The 21616-nt window shown below is 66.9% G+C and carries 19 protein-coding genes; 12 read left to right on the top strand and 7 right to left on the bottom strand.

Annotated features, from left to right (window positions below; translation table 11 throughout):
* Nucleotides 1-619: 619 nt before the first annotated feature.
* Both GWG54_RS18370 and GWG54_RS18365 read left to right on the top strand, forming a co-directional pair.
* The gene (locus tag GWG54_RS18370) at nt 620-1120 is read left to right on the top strand and encodes a PQQ-binding-like beta-propeller repeat protein (protein ID WP_167939130.1); all 501 of its coding nucleotides are present in this window, start codon (nt 620-622) and stop codon (nt 1118-1120) included.
* A 30-nt stretch (nt 1121-1150) separates the two neighbouring features.
* The gene (locus tag GWG54_RS18365; RefSeq protein ID WP_167939131.1) at nt 1151-2029 is read left to right on the top strand and encodes a PQQ-binding-like beta-propeller repeat protein; all 879 of its coding nucleotides are present in this window, start codon (nt 1151-1153) and stop codon (nt 2027-2029) included.
* Nucleotides 2030-2089: 60 nt separating this feature from the next.
* Here GWG54_RS18365 and GWG54_RS18360 read toward each other — a convergent pair whose 3' ends face one another.
* From GWG54_RS18360 to GWG54_RS18335, 6 genes are all read right to left on the bottom strand, one after another.
* Nucleotides 2090-4195 (bottom strand): ABC transporter ATP-binding protein, encoded by a 2106-nt coding sequence (locus tag GWG54_RS18360; protein ID WP_167939127.1) that lies wholly within the window; start codon nt 4193-4195, stop codon nt 2090-2092.
* Nucleotides 4192-5112: an ABC transporter permease gene (locus GWG54_RS18355; RefSeq protein ID WP_167939126.1), complete on the bottom strand. Its 921-nt coding sequence runs from the start codon at nt 5110-5112 to the stop codon at nt 4192-4194. The genes GWG54_RS18360 and GWG54_RS18355 overlap by 4 nt, the downstream gene beginning before the upstream one ends.
* Nucleotides 5109-6104, bottom strand: a complete 996-nt coding sequence (locus GWG54_RS18350) for an ABC transporter permease (protein WP_167939125.1) — start codon at nt 6102-6104, stop codon at nt 5109-5111. The genes GWG54_RS18355 and GWG54_RS18350 overlap by 4 nt, the downstream gene beginning before the upstream one ends.
* 154 nt (nt 6105-6258) lie before the next feature.
* The gene (locus tag GWG54_RS18345; protein ID WP_167939124.1) at nt 6259-8187 is read right to left on the bottom strand and encodes an ABC transporter substrate-binding protein; all 1929 of its coding nucleotides are present in this window, start codon (nt 8185-8187) and stop codon (nt 6259-6261) included.
* Nucleotides 8188-8383: 196 nt separating this feature from the next.
* Nucleotides 8384-9568, bottom strand: coding sequence for a sodium:calcium antiporter (locus tag GWG54_RS18340; RefSeq protein WP_209438522.1), 1185 nt, complete (start codon nt 9566-9568; stop codon nt 8384-8386).
* A 194-nt stretch (nt 9569-9762) separates the two neighbouring features.
* Nucleotides 9763-10413: a helix-turn-helix domain-containing protein gene (locus GWG54_RS18335; protein WP_167939123.1), complete on the bottom strand. Its 651-nt coding sequence runs from the start codon at nt 10411-10413 to the stop codon at nt 9763-9765.
* A gap of 275 nt (nt 10414-10688) precedes the next feature.
* Here GWG54_RS18335 and GWG54_RS18330 point away from each other — a divergent pair, with 275 nt between their 5' ends.
* The 10 genes from GWG54_RS18330 to GWG54_RS18285 all read left to right on the top strand — a co-directional run bounded on the left by GWG54_RS18330 (nt 10689) and on the right by GWG54_RS18285 (nt 20555).
* Nucleotides 10689-11477, top strand: a complete 789-nt coding sequence (locus GWG54_RS18330; protein WP_167939122.1) for a class I fructose-bisphosphate aldolase — start codon at nt 10689-10691, stop codon at nt 11475-11477.
* A 126-nt stretch (nt 11478-11603) separates the two neighbouring features.
* On the top strand, nt 11604-12371 hold the full coding sequence (gene glpR / locus GWG54_RS18325; protein ID WP_167939128.1) for an HTH-type transcriptional regulator GlpR: 768 nt from the start codon (nt 11604-11606) through the stop codon (nt 12369-12371).
* Nucleotides 12368-13291, top strand: a complete 924-nt coding sequence (pfkB, locus tag GWG54_RS18320) for a 1-phosphofructokinase (protein WP_167939121.1) — start codon at nt 12368-12370, stop codon at nt 13289-13291. The genes glpR and pfkB overlap by 4 nt, the downstream gene beginning before the upstream one ends.
* A 236-nt stretch (nt 13292-13527) precedes the next feature.
* Nucleotides 13528-14703, top strand: coding sequence for a PTS fructose transporter subunit IIC (locus GWG54_RS18315; protein ID WP_167939120.1), 1176 nt, complete (start codon nt 13528-13530; stop codon nt 14701-14703).
* Between the two features lie 42 nt (nt 14704-14745).
* Entirely contained in the window at nt 14746-15222 is a 477-nt protein-coding gene (locus GWG54_RS18310; protein WP_167939119.1) for a PTS sugar transporter subunit IIA, read from the top strand.
* The gene (locus tag GWG54_RS18305; protein WP_008424747.1) at nt 15219-15506 is read left to right on the top strand and encodes an HPr family phosphocarrier protein; all 288 of its coding nucleotides are present in this window, start codon (nt 15219-15221) and stop codon (nt 15504-15506) included. The genes GWG54_RS18310 and GWG54_RS18305 overlap by 4 nt, the downstream gene beginning before the upstream one ends.
* A 4-nt stretch (nt 15507-15510) precedes the next feature.
* Nucleotides 15511-17211, top strand: a complete 1701-nt coding sequence (ptsP, locus tag GWG54_RS18300; protein WP_167939118.1) for a phosphoenolpyruvate--protein phosphotransferase — start codon at nt 15511-15513, stop codon at nt 17209-17211.
* On the top strand, nt 17208-17672 hold the full coding sequence (locus GWG54_RS18295; RefSeq protein ID WP_167939117.1) for a PTS fructose transporter subunit IIB: 465 nt from the start codon (nt 17208-17210) through the stop codon (nt 17670-17672). Before ptsP ends, GWG54_RS18295 begins: the two co-directional genes overlap by 4 nt.
* A gap of 58 nt (nt 17673-17730) precedes the next feature.
* Nucleotides 17731-18576 (top strand): class 1 fructose-bisphosphatase, encoded by an 846-nt coding sequence (locus GWG54_RS18290; RefSeq protein ID WP_167939116.1) that lies wholly within the window; start codon nt 17731-17733, stop codon nt 18574-18576.
* Nucleotides 18577-18737: 161 nt separating this feature from the next.
* Nucleotides 18738-20555, top strand: coding sequence for a PQQ-binding-like beta-propeller repeat protein (locus GWG54_RS18285; RefSeq protein ID WP_312854304.1), 1818 nt, complete (start codon nt 18738-18740; stop codon nt 20553-20555).
* Here the strand turns inward: GWG54_RS18285 and GWG54_RS18280 are convergent.
* Entirely contained in the window at nt 20509-21408 is a 900-nt protein-coding gene (locus GWG54_RS18280) for a class I SAM-dependent methyltransferase (protein WP_167939115.1), read from the bottom strand. The two genes, GWG54_RS18285 and GWG54_RS18280, sit on opposite strands and share 47 nt — an antisense overlap.
* Nucleotides 21409-21616: the final 208 nt, after the last annotated feature.

Genomic DNA, 21616 nt, shown 5'->3' with positions numbered 1-21616 from the left:
TCTTCACGAAGTCAGAACCGGTACGCTCCTCCAGCCTTCGCGGTCTTCCTGATCGAATCAGCAACTACTGTTTAGTGGTGGGAGGATGTCAAGATGCGAGACGTCGACCGCGCTCGCGAGGCGATCGCTGCCGTCGGCGACGATCTCTCCGACACCCTCGAGCACGACTGACCGATTCTCGAGCGACCGGGCAAGCACCCCGAGCGCGCTCGTCGAGAACGGGTTCCGCGCTCGACCTTCCCGTCCCGACGGTGGCCGCTTAGCCACCGGCTAGGTCCCCCTTGGGTTCTCGTTAGATCCCCCAGCGGGCGCCGTCGTCTCCCTCGAGTCCGCACCGGCGTCGTCGGACGACCGCCTCGAGAGCGAACCGCGTACGCGCGATATGCCGAGTCGCTGTCCCGATCACGCGCCGAGACCGCGTTCGTTCACCACAGTTGTAGAATAAGCAGCGTTGATATATTCGGTCGATAGTAATGCGCCGCCCGCCGATTCGGACAGGTATGGAAAACTGGAATCGCCGCTCCGTGCTCGCGACTGGCGCGCTCTTCGCGGTCGGAACCGGGCTCGCCGCCGGGAAGCGTAAACGCACCGACGAACTGGCGTTCGTCGAGGCCGACGGCTGGTCGGCGAGCGACGGGGGGCCCGGAACGCTCGCCGTGTCTCCGCACGCTCGATCGACGCGCCCGAGACCGTCGCCTGGCGGTACGACGGCGGCCGCGAACCGGTCGTCGTCGACGGCACCGTCTACCTCGGCGGGGAGACCGTCCGCGCGCTCGACGCGGCCACCGGGTCGCTCGAGTGGGAGACCGAAATCGACGGAACGAGCCCCGATCTGGCCGTCGCGGGGGATACCGTCTACGCCGGGGGCACGGAACTCGTCGCGCTCGAGGCGGGGTCCGGGGACGTGCGGTGGTCGCGGTCGGTCGAGTCCGGCGAGGAGGTCGCCGCGCCGCTGCTCGGGTACGGGACCGCGTACGTCCTCGCGGCGGGCTCGCTGTACGCGTTCGACGCGAGCGACGGCACGCACCGCTGGGAGCTGGACGCAGTCAGCGTCAACGGACGGTCCATGCCGTTCCGGACGCACCCGTCCGGGATCGTCGCGGCGAACGGAGCGATCTGAGCGGTCCTCGAGGGAAGCGGTTCCGACGGGCTGGCCGAGCTCGACCCCGAGACCGGCGAGACCCGGTGGAGCGGCCCGGTCGACGCCGGAACGGCCGCGCTCTCGGCGACCGATCGGACGCTGCTGATCCAGAACAACAGCCACGAGGGAGTCTACGTCTTCGACGCCGAGACCAAGGAAACCGGGGAGCTCCTCAGTGACGCCTACGTCACCGCCGCCGCCGACGGCGTCGCGGTCACGCAGGGCCGCTACCGGGTCGGAGCGACCGCGATCGGCGGGTCGGACGCGACCGCGGAGTGGAGCCACGAGGGCGCGTACACCCACGGGTTGCCAGTGATCGCCGGGGATACCGTCGTCGTCACGCACTCGACCCCGGGCCCCGAGACGGACGATGCCGTCGTCGGCTTCGACCTCGAGGACGGCGACGAGCGGTGGCGCTTCATGTTCGACGACGGCGAGAACTGGAACGACGGCGCCGACGCCGACTACCTCGTCGTCGAGAACGACGCGATCTACGTTCCCCGTGGCACCGACCTCGTCGCGATTCGGCCGGACGACTGGGAGAAAGCCGAGCCCGAAGACGAGACCGAGACCGATCAGGAGGACTCGAGCGATGGGGAGGGGAGCGACGACTCCGACGAGGGCGACGGAAACTCGAGCGACGACGGCACGGACGACGACACGATCGACGGCTCCGAGGGTACCGGGAACGACACCGAAAACGAACGCGGCGACGAGAACGGATCGAGCGACGGAAACGGGACGGACGACGACGCGGGCGAGACCGGTAGCGACGGGGACGCCGACGGCACGCCCGGCTTTACGGTCGGCGCCGGGGCCGCCGGCGGCGCGCTCGGCCTCGAGTGGCTGCGCCGACGCGGACGCGCCGGGGACGACCTCGAGGAGTGATCGGCCTCTCGGACGCGGCGACGAGGTCGCTGCTCCCGATCTCGAGGCCGAACGCGGGTCTCAGTCGTGTACCGAGTCGGCGTTCGCCGACGCCGGGACCTCGCCGTCGTCGATCCCGTCCGCGTCCGCAGCAGTCGATTCGTCGTCGCGCTCCGGGAAGTAACACGCCGCCCGGTGACCCTCGTCGCCGGTTTCCTCGATACCCGGTTCGGCCTCCCGGCAGGTGTCTCGAGCCTTCGGACATCGCGGCGCGAACGCACAGCCCGACGGCAGATCGACCGGGTCCGGCGGCTCCCCGTCGAGCAGGACGCGCGTCCGATCGGCTGTCGGATCCTTTTCGGGCGCGGCCGAAAGCAGCGACGCCGTGTAGGGATGCTTCGGCTGGGTCGCGATACGGTCGACCTCTCCTTTCTCGATAACTCGGCCCAGATACATGATCGCCAGCCGATCCGAGACCTGCATCAGACTCGCCAGATCGTGGGAGATGTAGACGATCCCGATGTCTTCCGTATCGGCCAACCCCCGAAGCAGATTCAGCAGGTTGACCTTCAGCGAGACGTCGAGCATCGACGCGGGCTCGTCGCAGATGAGGAAATCCGGGTCGAGGACGAGCGCCTTCGCGACCGCGACGCGCTGGCGTTGGCCCCCCGAGAGTTCGTGGGGGTACTGATCGAGGAACGATTCGGCGGGCGTTAACCCCACCTTCTCGAGCGTCTCCACGATCGCTCGCTCCGTCTCGTCGGTGCGGTAGTCGTGGATCGTCAGCGGTTCGCCGACGAGCTTCCGAACCGTCTGGCGGGGGTTCAGCGAATCGAACGGGTCCTGGAAGACGATCTGGACCTTGCGCCGGAACTCCTGTAGATTCCCGTTCTGATAGTGTTCGTAGGGCTCCCCGTCGAACGCCAGTTCGCCGTCGGTCGGATCCTCGAGCAGGGCGATCGTCTCGCCGAGCGTGGACTTTCCGCAGCCGCTCTCGCCGGCGACCCCGAGGATCTCCGATCGACGGACCGACAGCGAAACGCCGTCGACCGCCTTCACGTAGTCGGGGTCCTCGCCGCGGATCTTGCTCAGCAGCGATCGGCTCTGCTCGTAGTGTTTTTTCAGGCCGTCCGTCTCGAGGACGATTTCACCGCGATCGGAATCGGCGCTGCCGTCGTCGGGGATGCCCCACGTCTCCGGGTCGTCGGCCGCCTGTCGCATCTGTGCGGCCTCTTTGACGCGGTGGCAGGCCGAGCGGTGGTTCCGATTGGGGAGAGCAACCGGATCGGGGTGGGACGTCGCACACTCGTCGGTGGCGAACGGACAGCGATCCCGGAACACGCAGGACGTCGGCTCGCCGTTCAGGTTCGGCGGCGAGCCCGGGATCGCGACGGGGTCTTCGTCTTCCTCGTCGATCTCCGGGAACGAGTTCTTCAACCCCATCGTGTAGGGGTTGGTTGGATTGACCAGCACGTTGTCGACGCTACCCTGTTCCATGACCGTTCCGCCGTAGAGGATCGACAGCTCGTCGCAGGTCTCGGCGATGACGCCGATCTCGTGGGTGATCAGCAACAGGGAGCTGTCCATCCGTTCCTGAATCTCGAGGATTTTGTCGATGATCTTGTCCTGGACGATGACGTCCAGCCCGGTCGTCGGCTCGTCGGCGATGATCAGGTCCGGCTCGAGAGCCAGCGCCATCGCGATGGTGACCCGCTGGCGCATCCCGCCGGAGAACTCGTGGGGGTAGTCGTCGATCCGGTCCGGGTCGAGGCCGACGATCTCGAACAGTTCCCGGACGCGGTCGCGGGCCTTCGCGTCCGTAACGTTGCGGTGCGTGTGGATCGCCTGCGCGATCTGATCGCCGGTCGACATCACGGGGTCGAGCGAGTCCATCGCGCTCTGGGGGATGTAGGCGATGTCCTCCCAGAGGACGTCCCGTCGCTCGGCTTCCGAGAGGGCGGTGAGGTCCGTCCCCTTGAACTCGATCGTTCCGCGTTCGACGGTGCCGTTCCCCGGGAGCAGTCCCAGCAGCGCCTCCGCGACGGTGGATTTCCCGGACCCGGACTCGCCGGCGAGGCCGTAGTTGACGCCCTCGTCGATACTGAACGAGACGTCGTTGACCGCGTGGACTGTTTCGTCGTCGGTCGCGTACGTGACTTTGAGATCTTCGACGTTGAGTAGCGTCATTGGTCGGTCTGAATTTCGGGGTTGATGACTTCCTCGTAGGCTCGTCCGATGAGGAACACCGAGGTGGTTATCGCGGCGATACCGAGGGCCGGCGGGAGCACCCACCACCACGCGACGCGCATGTTGCCCGACTCGAACACCTGCCGGAGCATCCGGCCCCAGCTGGTCATCGTCGGATCGCCGAACCCGAGAAACGCCAGACTCGCCTGCGCAGCGATCGCCCAGGCGACGCCGTACGCGGTGTAGAGAAAGCCGATCGGCAACACGTTCGGCGCGACGTGGTACAGCATCGTCCGCAGGTTGCTCGCGCCGCTGGCTCGAGCGGATCTGACGAAGGTTCGTTCGCGGACCGACAACACCTCGGAGCGGACGACTCGCGCCGGCATCTTCCAGAGGAAGACGACGATAATCGCCGTGATCAGCCAGATGTTCGGCGTCATGAAGGTGAGCAACAGCAGCGCCATCGGCATGAACGGCAGGGAAAACGTCAGGTCGGTCAGGCGCATCAGGATCTCGTCGACCCACCCGCCGTAGTAGCCGCTGACCACGCCGATGGCGAAGCCGAGCGCCCCCGTTCCCAGCCCGCCGAACAGGCCGACGATGAGGGTCGGTCGGGCGCCGGCGAGGAACTGGCTCAACACGTCCTTTCCGTAGGCAGTCGTCCCGAGGAACGCGTCCGCGCTCGGCGCCGACAGCCGGAGCACGGAGCCGGCGTCGCCGCGAACCGTGTACTCGATCGGATCGTGAGGGGCCAGGAACGGCCCGAACAGCCCGAGGAACACGAACGCCGCGACGACGACCATCCCGGCGAACGCGAGCGGGTCTCGCCGGAGGAAGGCGAACTGGTCCCGAACGATCGTCCACAGCGCGTCGACGCGCTGGTACAGTTCCGCCTTCGGTTTCGTTTCGGTGCTCATGCCGAGCTCCCTCCGTTCGTCGACACCGTCGGATCGAAGTACGCGTAGAGCACGTCCGCGAGGAGGTTCGCGATGATAACCGCCAGCGCCATGATGAAGACCGCGGCCTGTACCAGCGGGTAGTCCTGCTGTTGGATGGCCAACACGAGTTCACGGCCGATTCCGGGCCAGCTGAAGACTACCTCCAGCAGGATCAACCCCTGGAAGATCATGCCCAGACGCAGCGTGAAGTACGTCAGGATGGGCAGCATCGAATTCCGGCCGGCGCGGGCCAGCTGTTCCATCTCCGAGAGCCCCTTCGCCCGGTGGAGCTTGAGGAACTCCGACCCTCGCTTTTCGACGACGCCGTTGCGGGCCAGCAAGAGGAAATCGCCGCTGTAGTACAGAACCGCGACGGTAAACGGAAGGATGTAGTGGTGGAGGAAATCCAGCGAGACGAACGTCTCGAGGTAGCCGTCCGGCGTCGCCCGTATCGAGCGCATCCCGAGTGCCGGCACTACCTCGAGGTTGTACGCGAAGACGATGATGAAGAAAATGGCCGTGATGAACACCGGCGTCGAACGCAGCAGCGTCGTCGAGATGATGCTTCCCTTCTCGAGGCCGCTTCCTCGATTCCAGCCGGCGTACATCCCCAGTGCCGAACTCAGGATCGCCGTCGTCACCAGCGCGGGCACCAGCAGGATCAGCGAGTTGATCAGCCGCGGCTCGAGGACGTCCCAGACCGGCTGACTCCGGAGAATAGAGTAACCGAACTGGAACGTCAGCAGGTTCGCCAGGTAGTTGACGTACTGTGCCCCGATCGACTGGTCGAGGCCGTACATCGCGCGGATCTCGTCGATCTGCTCCTGATTCAGGTTCCCCGAGGTCACGAGCGCCTCGAACGGGCTCCCCGGAAGCAGTCGCAGGACGACGAAGATGATCGAGACCGCGACCAGCGTCAGCAGGATCGATACCGCGAGTCGCTTGAACAGGAACCGCTGGAACTTCGTCATCGGCGATCCCTCCCGTCGGCGGCTCGGCTCGAGGTCGTCGATCGCGGCGCGGCGGTAGGCGGTTCGTTACAGCCGCATGACGTGTATTCGAACGGAACAGTGACGCGAACGGAGTTGTCCGCTCCGGATCGATTTCGTCGGTCAGTCGTGTGTATCATCGTGATTCCTCCGTCTGTGAGAAGTCGGGTTGGTCGAGTTCTTCGCGGCGCCGATGCATGTTTCCGGGCTGAATACGCTCGACGAACGCGGCCCACGCCTCGCCGTTCGGGTAGCGCAGGTTCCCGTCGTCGTCGCGCGTGTAGCCCGCTCGCTCCAAGATGCGCCGCGCCTCCTCGGGGTCGTAACTGTAGTCGCGTACGTCGGGGTTGTGCCACTGGGTGAGTGACGAGATCAGGTTCTCCCCGGGCGGCACCGTCGCCTGTCCCTGCAGGTAGTCCTCGACGAACCCGCTCGAGTCGACCGCCTTCACGAGGGCGACGCGGAACTCCTTGTCCCGGATCAGCGGACACGAGAACATGAGTTTCATGATCAGCGGCGCGTAGCTACCGGCGGACATCTTCTCGACGCCGTCGGAACCGGCCGCGCGATCGGCCTGGAGGTCCGAGAGGTTCGTCCCGACCGCGTCGATCGAACCGCTCTGTAACGACCCGATCAGCGCGTCGACGTTGCTCACGTTGAGCCAGACGACGTTGTCGACCCCGGGACCGCTCGCGGCCTGATCGCCCAGCGCCTCGGCCCGCCAGTCGTCGTCGAACATCCAGTGGCCGTCGTTGCGCGACGCCTCGAGTCGAGTTCCCTGCTCCCAGTTCTCGAATTGGAACGGACCGGTTCCGATCGGAGCGTCCGGATTGTGCTGGGACGGGTTGTCGACGGACTCCCACCGGTGTTTCGGGATGATGACGCTTCGGACGACCCGCTGGGTCATGAACGCCGCGTCGGGCTCGCTGAGGGTGAACCGTACCTCGTGGTCGCCGCGGACCTCGACCGATTCGATCGGTTCGTAAAATGGAACCTGGCTCGTCGACGCGTACTCGTCGTACAGCTCGACGGTGAACTTCACGTCCTCGGCGGTGAAGGCCTCGCCGTCGTGCCACTCGACGCCCTCGCGGAGCGAGAGTTCGACGGTCGTCTCGTCGACGAACTCGCCGTCGGTCGCCAGCGCGGGAACGACGTCGAGGTCCGGCGTCGCGTCGAACAGTCCGTCGTAGATGAACGTCAGTCGCTTCGCTTCCGCGCCGCCGGCGGCCCACGGCAGGTTCAGCGAGTTCATCGACGTCGAGACGCCCTTGACGTAGGTTCGGTTGTCCGTCTCGGGTTGGAGGTTCACCTCGGTCCAGACGAACGAATCCCCCGTGGGACCGTTCCCCGGCGTCTTCACGTACCCGGTCCACCGGTCCGTGTTCGCCGCCGTGACGATATTCGGGAACAGCGTGACGAGCGCTCCGACGTCTTCGGCGAAGATCGCCTGGGCTTGATCGACGAGTTCCTCGCGTTCGTCCCGCTCGGTGGTCCGGGCCTGCTCGGTGAGAAGCTCCTGGAGCTCCGGGTGGTAGTAGTTGTCGTAATTCGAGAGCGACTCCTCGGTTACGCGCATCAACAACGGGTTGGGATCGAGGCCCCGCTGCGGATCGGGACCCTGCGTACTCATCGAGATCGCCGCTTCGAGCCCGTTCGCCGTCCAACTCTGGGCGTAGAGCTGGTTCAGCGGGCGATCGTTGAGCTGGGTGGTGACGCCCAGATCGTTGAGCCCCCGCTGTACCATCAACGCGTGCTCGCGCATCCAGGGATCGTCTTCGCTCGAGAACTCGACGGGCAGCGACTCGAGCGCCGCGCCGGCCGTCGCGCCGTAGTCCAGCGGCGGCGACTCCGCATCGACGGTGTCCCACTCCCGCCAGTACTGCGTCTCGACGGTTTCCGGAACGCCGTCGGGCGCGTCCGGCTCGAGGCTTTGTGCCTGACCGCCGCTACAGCCCGCGAGCACGCTCGACCCGAGCGCCCCGGCGGCCGCGGCGACGTACCCACGCCGTGTGAGTCGATCACCGCCCCCGGCGACCGATCCTTCATGATTTTCTTCGGCTGTCATCCATCACCACGTTACGGGCTATCTCGGATTGGTCTATTCCCGATCGGCGCCGATAGCTATCGTTCTTGAAATGGGGTCGGATATCAGCACGACGTTCGGGACGAACGACGCGATCGTGCGAGCGAGGGAACGCCCGCGAGTTCGACCGTTCGAAGAGGTCGGTGCTCGAGTCGGTCGCTCTCCCTCCGGTAGCAGATTATCCACTGATCGGCACGCCGCCGAATACGAGGATCGCGATCACCCAGTAGGCGACGTACATCCCGCCGAGCAAGACGCCGTGCCACCGCTTTAGCTTCCCCCCGTAGAGGAAGTACGCGGCGAGGGCCGTGACGATGATCACCGAGGGGAGATGGAAGGTTAGCACGGAGCGCGAGATCTCGAGATCGCTCAAGAGCATGATGATTCCGACGTTGCCGGTGACCGAGAAGAGGACGCTCCCGATGACGTTTCCGATGCCGATCTCGGGAACGCCGCGCCGAACCGGCTCGATCGTTAGCATGACGTCCTCGAAGGTGAGAATCACCGTCAGTATGGTCGCGCCGAAGACGGTTTCCTCGACGCCGAAGCCGTCGACGACGACCTCCGAGCCCGCTTCCAGCAGCATCGACGCGAAGACGATACCCGCCAGCGCGAGGATCGAGAGCGAGAGCCAGATCCACCCGGCAGCCGAGCGACCGCTCACGAGGCGGTCCTCGGGAATCTGCGAGACCGACGACGGGAGGACGACGCCCCCGTCGGCCTGGAGCTCCTCGCCGAGTTCGGTGTTTCGGAAGACGGGAGTGTCGCGTCGATACTCGCGGACGATGATGTACGCGAACATCGCCACGAACGCGCCGAGCAACAGGAGCCCGTGAACCAGAGTTAGCGTTCCGGCGAGGACGAACGGGATCAACAGTAGCGGCGCCGCCGCGAACAGAACGACGTAGTCGGTCGGGATATCGACCGGGAACGGCCTGATGATCGCCGCGAGCGCGAGAGTCACGCCGACGATGGCTAACCCGGTGCCGAGCGCCGTCCCGAGCGCGGCCCCCTCGAGACCGCCGGCGGACAGCACGAGCGCGAGGATCGTATCGTCGAACTCGAAACCCGTGAACACGATCGCGAGCGCGAACAGCGACACTTTCAACCCGAAGGCTGTCCGGGTGAGATAGCTGATCAGTTTCTCGACGCAGACGGTCAACAGGAGTGCGCCCGCGACGAGAACGAACACCGCGCCGAGTACCCCCTGACCCTCGACGAACTCCTCGAGCGCCCCCTCGATGCCGCCTTCACCCTCTTCCTCCTCCCCCTCACCGCCCTCCTGTGCGAGGACGGGAGATATCGTCAGCGAAACGGCGAGTACCAGCACGAGTCCAACGGTGAGGATTTTGACCCAATCCATGCTGGCACACTCCACGTGGTGTGTTATTAATGCTCGATATCAGGTACGGTATCCCGTTGAACAACCGTACACGCGCCCGTCGCGTATGCGGGAACGGTCGCCGCTTCCAGTCCGGCGGCTGCGGCATTGTGCCCATCCGAGAATCGATCCCCGAGTATCCGACGGCGGGGCGCGACCCGCTCCTCGAGGAAGACTCAATCGCGCGGCCCGTAGATCAGTTCGAGCAGCGTCCGTTCGGCTGTCCGAAGCCGCTCGCTCGCCGTCGACTGGGCGACGCCGAGTTCGTCCGCGAGGTCGGTCGCGGACGCCTCGCGAGGGATATCGAAGTAGCCGTGGTCGTACGCCGTCTCGAGGACCGCCAGCTGTTCCTCGGTGAGCTTCGAGACGAGGACCTCGGTCAGGCGGCCGCTGTCGAGCGGTTCGCCGGGCTCCTCGTTTTGGCTCACTGCCAGGAGGTCGAACTCGCCGAGCGTCTCCTGGACGGCGTCGGCCATCGAACGGAACTGGTCCCAGTCGCGCGTCGTCGCCACGATCTCGAAGCCGCCGTTCTGGAGGACGATGCGGTTCGGAATCGCCTCCTGGCGCAGGATCAAGCTCAGGACGAACGGGTAGGATTCGGTGGCGAGGATCGTCAATCGACGGAGATCGAGATCCGCCGACGCGGTCGCCACGGTACTGGCGTAAAACAGCGAGGTGCCCGGGATCTCCGCGAGGATCGTCTCCGGATCGAAGTCGGCATCCGACGCGACGGTCAGGGATTCGATCCACGTGCCGTCCTCGACGTAGAACGCGTTGTCGAGCTCGATGCTCCGGGGTTCGTCCAGCTCCCGGTAGAGCTTCGCCATCACGCCCGTCGGCGCAGTCGTAAACTCGACGCGTAGAATTGGCGGTCCCCCTACGCGGACGAATCGAGCCCGATTATATATATCTCACGATGGGGTGGCCGCGGGGAAGACGGCACTCGATACTCGAGAGCCGAACGAGATGAGGTCGTGTGCGCCCTTCGGAATCTCGGCCGAGGCGACCGCGCTGTTCGTTTGAACGATTATCGCGCGAATACCGGTACTAAACAATCACATACGGTACTATTTAGGCACTATCAGTACGTGTTTCTGATCGAATGCGACAGTTAACCGAGACACCGCTCGTACGGGACGGGAAGTCGATCATTCTCGCACACGACCACGGACTCGAGCACGGGCCCGCCGCCTTCGAGGACGTTCCCGAACGGCTGGATCCGCGGACGGTGTTCGAACTGGCTACGCACGACGCCGTCACCGGGTTCGCGGTCCAGAAGGGGCTGGCGGAGACGTACTACCCGTCCTACGAGGACGACGTGAACCTGCTGGCGAAGCTCAACGGCACCAGCAGCCTCTGGATGGGCGAGCCCTACTCCCCGCAGACGTGCTCGGTGGAGTACGCCCTCGAGCTCGGCGCCGACGCCGTCGGGTACACGGTGTACCCGGGAACCAACCGCGAGACGGAGATGTTCGAGGAGTTCCGGGACGTCCAGGAGCGAGCCCGCGAACGCGACGTCTCCGTGGCCATGTGGTCGTACCCGCGCGGGCAGGCGCTGAAGGAACACCGCAAGCCGGAAGTCATCTCCTACGCGACCCGCATCGCCCTCGAGCTCGGGGCGGACATCGCGAAGGTGAAGTACCCCCGAAGCCGCCGGGCGATGGCCGACGCGGTCGCCGCGGCGGGCGACGTCAACGTCGTTCTGAGCGGCGGATCCAAAACCGACGACCGCGAGTTCCTCTCGCTGGTCGAGACGGCGATGGACGCCGGCGCCAGCGGCCTGGCGGTCGGCCGGAACGTCTGGCAGCGCGAGAACCCCGAGCGGATCCTCGACGCGCTCGAGGCGGTGGTCTTCGAGGAAGCGACGGCCGACGAGGCGCTCCCCGAGTGAGCCCGCGTCGACCCGGGGCCGTCACCGCCGGAACCGGTACTCCGCCCGACCGAAATCGATCAGAAACGATCACAGACAGATAACGATATGAACGCCGCCGCGCTAGAAGCGCACAAGCGACTCACTATGCTACCTGCAGTCAGAAAGCGCGAGATCGTCGAGTTGGTCTCCGAACGAGGGGAGTGTTCCGTCGCCGAGCTCGCGGACCGGATGGACTGTTCGAAGGCGACGATCCGCCGCGATCTCAGCGACCTCGAGGACAGGCAGCTGATCGAGCGCTCTCACGGCGGCGCGGTCCCGGTGACGACCGTCGGGAACGAACAGACCTACGGCCAGAAGGAGGTCCAAAACCTCGACGCCAAGATGCGAATCGCCGAACGGGCGGCCGAGGAAATCACCGAGAACCAGGTCGTCTTCTTCGACTCGGGATCGACGACGATGCAGGTAGCCAAGAACGCACCCGGCGACAGGTCGTTTCTCGCGGTGACGAACTCGCCGGTGCTCGCGATCGAGCTGGGCGAGCAGGCCCACGACGTGAAACTCACCGGGGGATCGCTCCGCCACGAAACCCGCGCGCTCACCGGGCCGAGCGCGGAGCGGTTCATGGAGCGAACGAACTTCGATCTGCTGTTTCTGGGGACAAACGCGATCGGGCCGTCCGAGGGGCTGATGACGCCGAACGAGGACGAAGCGCGGTTGAAATCGCTCATGATCGAGAACGCGGGTCGGGTCGTCCTCGTCTCGGACGGGTCCAAACTCGGAAAGCAGAGCTTCGTGAAGTTCGCCGAACTGACGGAGATAGACATGTTCATCACCGATACGACGCTGACCGACGAGCAGTACGAACCGTTCGAAAGCGCCGACGTGGAGGTCATCCAGGTGGTCGAGCAGTGATCCTCACGGTGACGCTCAACCCGGCGGTCGACCACACGGTCGGCGTCGACAGCCTTCCCGAACCCGGCCGGGTCGCGCGGGCCGACGACGCGCGCATCGATCCCGGGGGGAAGGGGATCAACGTCTCGAAGTACCTCGTCGAGTTAGGGACCGAGACGGTCGCGACGGGCCTCGTCGGCGACTTCCTCGGGGAGTTCATTCGAGACGGCCTGGCCGACGGACGGATCGAGAGCGATTTCGTCGGGATCGACGGACGAACTCGGCTCAACACCACGATCCTGACCGAGGACGCGGAGTTCAAGATCAACCACGCCGGACCGACGGTCTCCGAGCGCGCGATCGACGACCTGCTGGGTGCCGTCGAGCGTAACGAGCCCGATACCGTCGTCGTCGGCGGGAGTCTCCCGCCGGGTCTCGACTCCGACGCGATCGATCGGATCGCTCGAGCCGGGGAGTGGGAGACCGTCGTCGACGTCGGCGGGGACCGCCTCGCGGAGCTCGACGCGTCCTACGCGCTGTGCAAACCCAACCGCGAGGAGCTCGCGGCGGCGACGGGACAACCGACTCGCACCCTCGAGGAGTGTTACGACGCGGTCGCACACCTCCGAGAACGGGGGTACGATCGGGTCGTCGCGTCGCTGGGGGCCGACGGAGCGATCATGGCGACGCCGGACGATCGCTTCCACGCGGCGGCCCTCGAGACCGACGTCGTCGATACGGTCGGTGCCGGGGACTCGTTGCTGGCGGGGGTGCTGTCGGCACTGGACCGGGGCGCTCCGGACCGTGAGGCGCTCCGGACGGGGATGGCGGTTGCGTCGCGCGTCGTCTCCGTTCCGGGCACCGATATCCCGCCGCTCGACGACGCGGCGGGCTCGATCGATCGCGTCTCGATCTCGAGCCCCGAGGTCGGCTCCCGGTAGCCGACGACTGGTTGTGAGCGAGCGCTCGCGCAGTGTGCATACCGCTTTCGTTTTTGATCGAATACCGACGCGACCATCAAGCCGCTTTCTCCACGCGATATCCCGGTATTTTCCGTGATATTCACGCGAATATCCGATCGTAACGTGAACATCACGGATATTAATCCATACTAAACGACCAGAAAAGATCGTATTCGAAGACTACTTTGAATAATAGGTAGGATCTAGGGCAGAGCATGGCACCAGCAGACAAAGCAGAGAGCGCACTCCGGTCACACGTCACCTCGGTCAAGGAGGACGTGATGACCGGCGTGTCGTTCATGATTCCGTTCGTCACGATAGGGGGGATTTTCCTGGCCGTGGCGTTCATGGTCGCCGAACTGCCGTTCACGGAGGCGACTACCGAGACGGTGTTCGAAGCGGAGGGGAGCTTCGCGTGGTACCTGGCCGAGATCGGAAACCTCGGCCTGACGATCATGATCCCCATCCTGGGGGCCTACATCGCCTACGCGATCGCTGACAGGCCCGGACTCGCGCCCGGTTTCATCCTCTCGTGGGCGATCCAGCAGGAACAGCTCATCGAGGCCGCCGGGACTCTCGTCGGGTTCTCGGCCGACGGCGCCGTCGCCGGCTTCCTCGGCGCGCTGGTCGCCGGTCTCCTCGCCGGGCACGTCGCCCGCTGGATGAAGGGGTGGCCGGTTCACTCCGTCATCGAACCGATGATGCCGGTGCTGATAATCCCGGTACTCACCACGGCGATTCTGGCGCCGCTCGTCATCGTCGGCCTGGGGGTACCGATCGCGATCGTCGACGACGCGCTGACGACGTTCCTCCAGGGGATGGAGGGAGCGAACGCGCTCCTTCTGGGGGCGATCCTCGGCGCGATGATGGCGGCGGACATGGGCGGCCCGATCAACAAGGTCGCCTACGTGTTCGGCGCCGCTCTCGTCGGCGACCAGATCTTCGGCCCGATGGCCGCGGTGATGATCGCCGGCATGACGCCGCCGCTCGGCCTGGCGCTGTCGAACTTCATCGCGCCCCAGAAGTACTCCGCCGAAATGTACGAAAACGCCAAGGCGGCGGTTCCCCTCGGTCTGGCGTTTATCACCGAGGGCGCCATTCCCTACGCCGCGGCCGACCCGCTGCGCGTGATCCCGAGCGCCGTGATCGGCAGCGCGACCGCCGGCGCCACCGCGCTCTGGCTCGGCGTCACCATGCCCGCACCCCACGGCGGGATCTTCGTGTTCCTCCTGTCGAACAACGCGTTGCTCTTCCTCGCCTGCATCGCGCTCGGGACGATCGTTACCGCGGTCGTCGCGACGGCGATCAAACCGGACTTCGAGAAGACCGTCGCCGACGTCGAAACCGAAACGGGACCGAACGCTCAAGCGACGGCCCGGACTAACGACTAACGAATCGACGCGACCTGATCTCGACTCCACGACACACTCACCATGACCGAAACACTCAACGAAGACCGCATCGACACGCTCGCCCCGACCGACCACATCGCGCTCGATTCCGCACCCGCGGACAAGCGCGCCTGCATCGAGTACCTCCTGGACCTGCTCGTCGACGCGGGGCGCGTCGAGGACCGCGACGCGGCCCTCGAGGCGCTGCTCGCACGCGAAGAGGAGACGACCACCGGCGTCGGCATGGGAATCGGGATTCCCCACGCCCAGACCGACGCCGTCGCGGAACCGTCGGTCGCGTTCACCCGTTCGGAAACCGGCGTCGACTTCGGCTCGATGGACGACGAGCCCGCGCGCCTGATCTTCATGATCCTCGTCCCCGAGTCCGGCGCCGACGACCACCTCTCGATCCTGAGCACGCTCTCGCGAGCGCTCATGCACGACGAGACCCGCGACGCGCTCTACGACGCGGACACGCCCGCCGAGGTACAGGCCGTGCTGAAGGAGGCGGTAGCATGAGCAGCGAACGCACCGTGACGATCGTCCCCGAGGCGGGACTGCACGCCCGTCCCGCCGCGAAGTTCGTCGAAACCGTCAACGAGCACGATTCGGACGTGCGGATCGGATACGGCGACGACGAGCCGATCTCGGCGGGCAGCATGATCGCGGTGACGAGCCTCGGCGCCGAATCAGGCGAGGACGTCCGGCTGATCGCGGACGGCCCCGACGAGGAGGCGGCGCTCGACGCCCTCGAGCGCGTCCTGACTACACCCGAGGACGAACTGGCCGACGCCGAGGGCTAATCCGATGACCGAAGGCACGCTCTTCGGGACCGGTGCGACGCCGCGCTCGGGCGTCGGGACGGTCGTCTGGTACAGTCCGGACGCCGACCTTCCCGACCCCGACGAGGCGACCGCCGACCCCGAGGCCGAACGCCGACGGTTCGAGGACGCACGCGAAACCGCCCGAAGCGAACTGGAAGCCGAGCGCGAACGGACCGCCGAGCGCGTCGGCGACCAGGAGGCCGAGGTCTTCGACGCGCACCTGCAGTTCCTCGCGGACCCGCAGATCGAAGACGGCGTCGAGGGCGCGCTCGAGGACGGACTGCCCGCCGAACACGCCGTGAAGCGGGCGTTCGCCGACCCGATCGAGCAGTTCGAGGGGATGGACGGACGCACGGCCGAACGCGCCGACGACCTCCGGGACGTTCGCGATCGGCTCGTTCGGATCCTCGTCGGCGGCGACCGGGTCGACCTCGGCGACCTGCCGGAGGGGGCGGTCGTCCTGGCCGAACGGCTCACGCCGAGCGACACCGCCCAGCTCGATCCGGACCGCGTCGCCGGGTTCGCCACTGCTACGGGCGGACGGACCTCCCACGCCGCGATCTTCGCCCGGTCGCTGGCGCTTCCGGCCGTGGTCGGCGTCGGCGACGACCTGCACGACGTCGAAGAGGGCGCGACGGTCGTCGTCGACGGCGAGGACGGCGAACTCGTCGTCGAGCCGAGCGGCGAGCGCCGCGAGGCCGCACGCGAAACCCACGACGTCGAGATCCGCGAGGAGGCGGTGACGACCGCCGACGGTGCCGAGATCGAGGTCGCCGCGAACGTCGGTCAGCCGGCCGAACTCGAGGGCGCGAAGGCCCGGGGCGCCGACGGAGTCGGGCTCTACCGCACCGAGTTCCTGTTTCTCGACCGCGAAACCCCGCCCGACGAGGACGAACAGTACGAGACCTACCTCGAGGCGCTCGAGACGTTCCCGGACGGGCGCGTGGTCGTCCGGACGCTCGATATCGGCGGCGACAAGCAGATCCCCTACCTCGAGCTGCCCGAGGAGGAGAACCCGTTCCTCGGCGAGCGCGGCATCCGCCGCTCGCTCGGCCCGGACGCCGACCTCTTCGAGACGCAGCTCCGGGCGCTGCTCCGGGCGGCCGCGGACGGCGACGGGCGGCTGGCGGTCATGTTCCCGCTCGTCGCGACGCCCGAGGAGCTGACCGCCGCGCTCGAGACCGTCGACGCGGTCGCGGACGCCCTCGAGGAGGAGGGGGTCGACTACGCGATCCCCGAACTCGGCGTCATGATCGAGACGCCCGGGGCCGTCTTCACGGCGCCCGAACTCGCGGAGCGGGTCGATTTCCTCAGCATCGGGACGAACGACCTCACCCAGTACGTTATGGCCGCGGCGCGCGAAAACGAACGCGTCGCCGAGCTCCGAGATCCGCGCCACCCCGCCGTACTGCGAGCCGTCGCCCGAGCCGTCGAGGCGGCCCACGAACACGACGCCTGGATCGGGATGTGCGGGGAGATGGCCGGCGACCCCGAGCTGACCGAACTCCTCGTCGGGCTCGGGCTCGACGAGCTCAGCATGAGCGCGGTCACCGTCCCGGACGTCAAGGCCGCGGTGGAGGCGATCCACACGGACGAGGCGGCCGAGCTCGCCTCGGCGGCGCTCGAGGCCACAACCAGCGTACAGGTTACCGAACGCATCGAATCTACCACACCAGACCAATGAAACTCGTCGCAGTCACCTCCTGTCCGACCGGTATCGCACACAGCCAGATGGCAGCGGAGAACCTCGAGACGACCGCCGAGGAGCGCGGTCACGACATCAAAGTCGAGGTCCAGGGCGCGATGGGCGCCGAAAACGAGCTCACCGCTGCGGAGATCGAGGACGCCGACGCGGTCATCGTCGCCGCGGACACGGCGGTCAACCGCGACCGCTTCGAGGGCAAACCCCTCGTCAAGGGAACGGTCAAGGACGCGGTCAACGACGTCGACGGGCTGATCGAACGGGCGGTCGAGAAGGCCGAGGCCGGCGAAACCGGCGTTACCGACGTTTCCGGGGACGAAAGCGCCGAAGGGACCGAGGAGGCCGCGTCGACCTCGACGGACGATACCGACGCCGAACGCGAACAGCTCGGCGGCGACCCGTCGAAGGGACTGTTCGCCCGCATCCGGAGGCTGTTCTCGTGAGCTGGGCCGACGGAGTCGAATCCGCCGCAGAGACGAGCGCAGGTCCGACGGGACGGCGGTGGTCTCGGTGACGGACGTGCGTCCGATTCTGGACGCGCTCGCGGGGGCGACGCCTACGGTTCGCGAGCAGTTGCGGACGTCCCGCGGGAAGACCGCCGGCGAGAACCCGAGCGGCGACGCGCAGTCGGCCGCGGACCTGGAGATCGACCGCACCCTCCGCGATCGACTGGCGGCGCTCGACGGCGTCGGCACGTTCGCCAGCGAGGAGCGCGACGCCCTCGAGGACGTCGGCGAGGGGTACAGCGTCGCCGTCGATCCGCTCGACGGCTCCTCGAACCTCCGCTCGAACAACACGGTCGGCACGGTCGTCGGCGTCTACGACGGCTCGCTCCCGGCGAGCGGCCGCGAACTCGTCGCCAGCGCGTTCGTCCTGTACGGCCCGCTCGTGACGATGACCGCCGCCGTCGACGGGATCGTCACGCGGTACGTGATCGACGACGGCGAGATCGTCGATTCCGATCCCGTCAGCTTCCCCACCCAGGGCTCGATCTGCGGGTTCGCCGGTTCGACCGCCGAGTGGTCGACGCCCGTCCGCGACGTCTGGTCCGACCTCCACCGCGACGCCAAACTTCGGTACACGGGTGCGATGGTCGCCGACGTCAACCACCTCCTCGTCGACGGCGGCCTGATCGGGTACCCCGAGCGGGCGGCCAGTCCCGACGGAGACCTCAGACTCCAGTACGAGGCCAACCCGATCGCACACCTCGTCGAAACCGCGGGCGGGCGGTCCTCGACCGGTCGCGGATCGATCCTCGAGCGCGAACCCGAGGACCTCCACCAGCACACTCCCGCCTACTTCGGGAACGCCGAGCGGGTCGACGCCCTCGAGTCGGCGCTGGAGTAACGCCTCGGCTACTCGCTCGCGTCGCCGCTGTCCTCCGGAGTTCTCGGTCTCGAGCGGCGCTGACACTCCTCGAGCGTACCGGCGCCGTCCGACGATCGAAGGCTCGATACAACACTCAAAATAGTCTGAATATATTTGTACCTGATGTTCGATGGAACGGTATGAGCGATTGGAGCCGGCGATCTGTACTGGCGACGGGTGCGGCGCTCTCGACGGCGGTGCTCGGGTCGGCTCGAACCGACGACGAGGCCAGGAGCGAGGAACTTCCGGATCCCGATCTCGAGCCGAACCCGGGACTCGAGGGCGAGTGGCCCTCCCACCGCGGCGGGGCCGGACACGCCAGGTACGTGGACGGCCCCGCGTTCGACGGCGGCGCGCTCGAGGCGGCCTGGTCGGTCGACCACCACGACGAGATCGCCGTCGCGGACGGGACCGTGTACGCGACGATCAATAACGGCGTCGTCGCCCTCGAGGCGGCGGACGGCTCGCTCGTCTGGGAGAACCCCGACGTCGCGGCGACCGCGCCCTCGGTCGACGCCGAGCGCGTGTTCCTCACCGGGACGGAGGTCGTCGCGCTCGATCGGTCGAACGGGCGGTTTCGCTGGCGGACCGACTTCGGAACGGACGAGGCGGCCGCCTGGCAGACGGTCGCGTACGGCGGCGTCTACGTCGTGGTCAACGGAACCCTGTACACGCTCGAGCCCGACGACGGCTCGGTCCGGTGGGACGTCGGCTCTGTGACCGACGGGAACGGCGACGAGCACGCCTTCGCCGAGGGGACCGCGGCCGCCAACGGGGTGGTGTACGCCGCCGCCGGGAGCGTGTTGCTCGCGTACGACCCCGACACCGGCGAGGAGGTCTGGCGCCGCGAGTCCGACGGCACCGCCCGCGGTACGGCTGTCCAGGCGAACGAAACCGCCGTCGTCTCCGCGGGCGGTCCGGACGGCGATCGACGGCGCTACGACGCGCAGACGGGCGCCGTCCTCGGAACGGCGACGCCCGACTCGTCGAGCGAGGTCGCACTCGGCGAAACGGGGCTCGTCGCCGGAGCGGACGACTCCTACCGCGGTCGCTCGCTCGAGGACGGTCGAATCGACTGGACCCTCGAGGCCGAACGAGTCTACGGGCCGGCCGCCGTCGGCGGCGACGCCGCGTACGTCGTCGTCGGTGACGGCGATGACCAGCGACGGCTCGTCGCGCTCGATCTCGAGGACGGCGGCGAGCGGTGGTCGGTCGCCGAGCGCGAGGTCCCGGTCGGACCGATCCGGGCGCTCACCGCGGACGCGATCTACGTCGCTCGCGACGGCGACCTCGTCGCGCTTCGGGAACCTGCCGACGACGGTGAGGGTCGGGACGACGACGGTCGAAGCGATCGCACCGGGAGCGAGGACGACAGCAGCGACGGCGACGACACCGGGAGCGATCCGAGCGAGGGAGGATCCGAGCGCCGGAGCCGGAACCGAAACGACGACAGCGAAGCGGACGACGACGGCGGGGCGGACGACGACGGCGCCGACGCGACCGACGACACCGTGGACGACGGCGAATCCGGTGATCGAGAGGCAATCGGCGGTAACGCGACCGACGATGGCGACGGCGCCGACACTGCCGACGGGGGGACGGTCGACGGCGGGAGCGAAACGGAACCCGACTCGCGAACGGACGACGATCCCCTCGAGGACGGTGCCGAAGGGACGACGCCCTCGAGGCCGAGGAAACCGAGCGCGACGGCGCGACCGAATCGGCCGATGGTACGGAACGCGACGCCGCCGTCGCCGACGCGGGCGCCGCCGAACGGACGCCCGGCTTCACGGCGGGCGCCGGAATCGCCGGCGGCGCGCTCGGCCTCGAGTGGCTCCGGCGTCGTGCGGGCGCCGAGGGTGATCCCGACCTCGAGGAGTGACGCCGATCGGACGTCGTTCCCACCGCCGTTCAGTACGGCAGCGAAAACCGCTTCGGGTCGGAGATCGCCGAGTTGACCACGACGAACCCGGTTCTGTTCGTCAGGACCGACAGATCGACCCGCGGGTCGGCGCGGATCTCCGCCCACGCTTCGTCCATCCCGTCCGAGTAGCCGTTCACGTCGTCGAACGCGATGATCGCGTCCTCGTTCGCGAACTCGTATAGCGCGTCGAAGTACTCGAGCGTCGCGTCCTTCTGGTGGTGGCCGTCAAGAAACGCGACGTCGAAGTTCGGCGCGGTACCGTCCTGCAGGAGCACGTCCTGGAACAGCCCCTGTCGGACGGTAACCCGGTCTTCCAGACCCAGCTTCTCGATGGTTTCTCGAGCGATCCTCACCTGCGGTTCGCCGGCCTCGATAGTGGTGAGGTGGCCGCTGTCCAGCCCCGCGCCCATGTACGCGGCCGAGGTTCCGAGACACGTTCCGAACTCGACGACGCTCGGCGAGTGGTACTGCGTGAGTAGCGCCGTCAGCAGCGTTCCGTACCTCGACGGACAGTGCGGGAACTCGGAGACGGTCACGGTGCTCGAACGCCCGTCGTACACGTCCTCGGTCAACCCCTCGTCGCTCGGCCCGTGAAACGAGTACGTGACCTCGGAATCGTCGTTCTGCAGGGCGGACTTACGCTCCGCAATCCGCGCGAACGTGGCCCGCTGGTCCGCGGTGAACGAATCCCGCAGGCAGATCCGAAACCCGTCGGCGATTCTCCGTGCGGCCGGGTCGTCGACGGCCCCGATGGCCGCGACCGTTCGTCGAACCCGCAACCGCCGTAGCGGCTCGGCGAGGCGGCTTTTCACCCCGCCGGCGACCTGCCCGTACTCGTTTCGCCCGACTAACCGTTTGGCCTCGAGGAGATCGGCGTACAGACTCACGGCTCACGCGTTTCCGCCGTGTGGTTATAGAAGTGCAGGCTCAAAACCCACGACTTCACAGTAGTTGCTGAAGTGACCAAGCGACGATTGTCGTTGTCCTCGTTGTCTCGATATGGTCGAGACAACTGAGGCAACGCAGGTGACTCGCGCAGCGTCGTCACTGCTGTTTCCTGAACTTGAGTTCGGAATCGCTGCTAACACCACATAT

Origin of the sequence: Natronococcus sp. JC468, assembly GCF_012163165.1 — an archaeon.
GTDB lineage: Archaea > Halobacteriota > Halobacteria > Halobacteriales > Natrialbaceae > Natronococcus > Natronococcus jeotgali.
The sequence above is the reverse complement of the archived record's forward strand: the minus strand, read 5'-3'. Positions and strand labels throughout refer to the sequence as shown.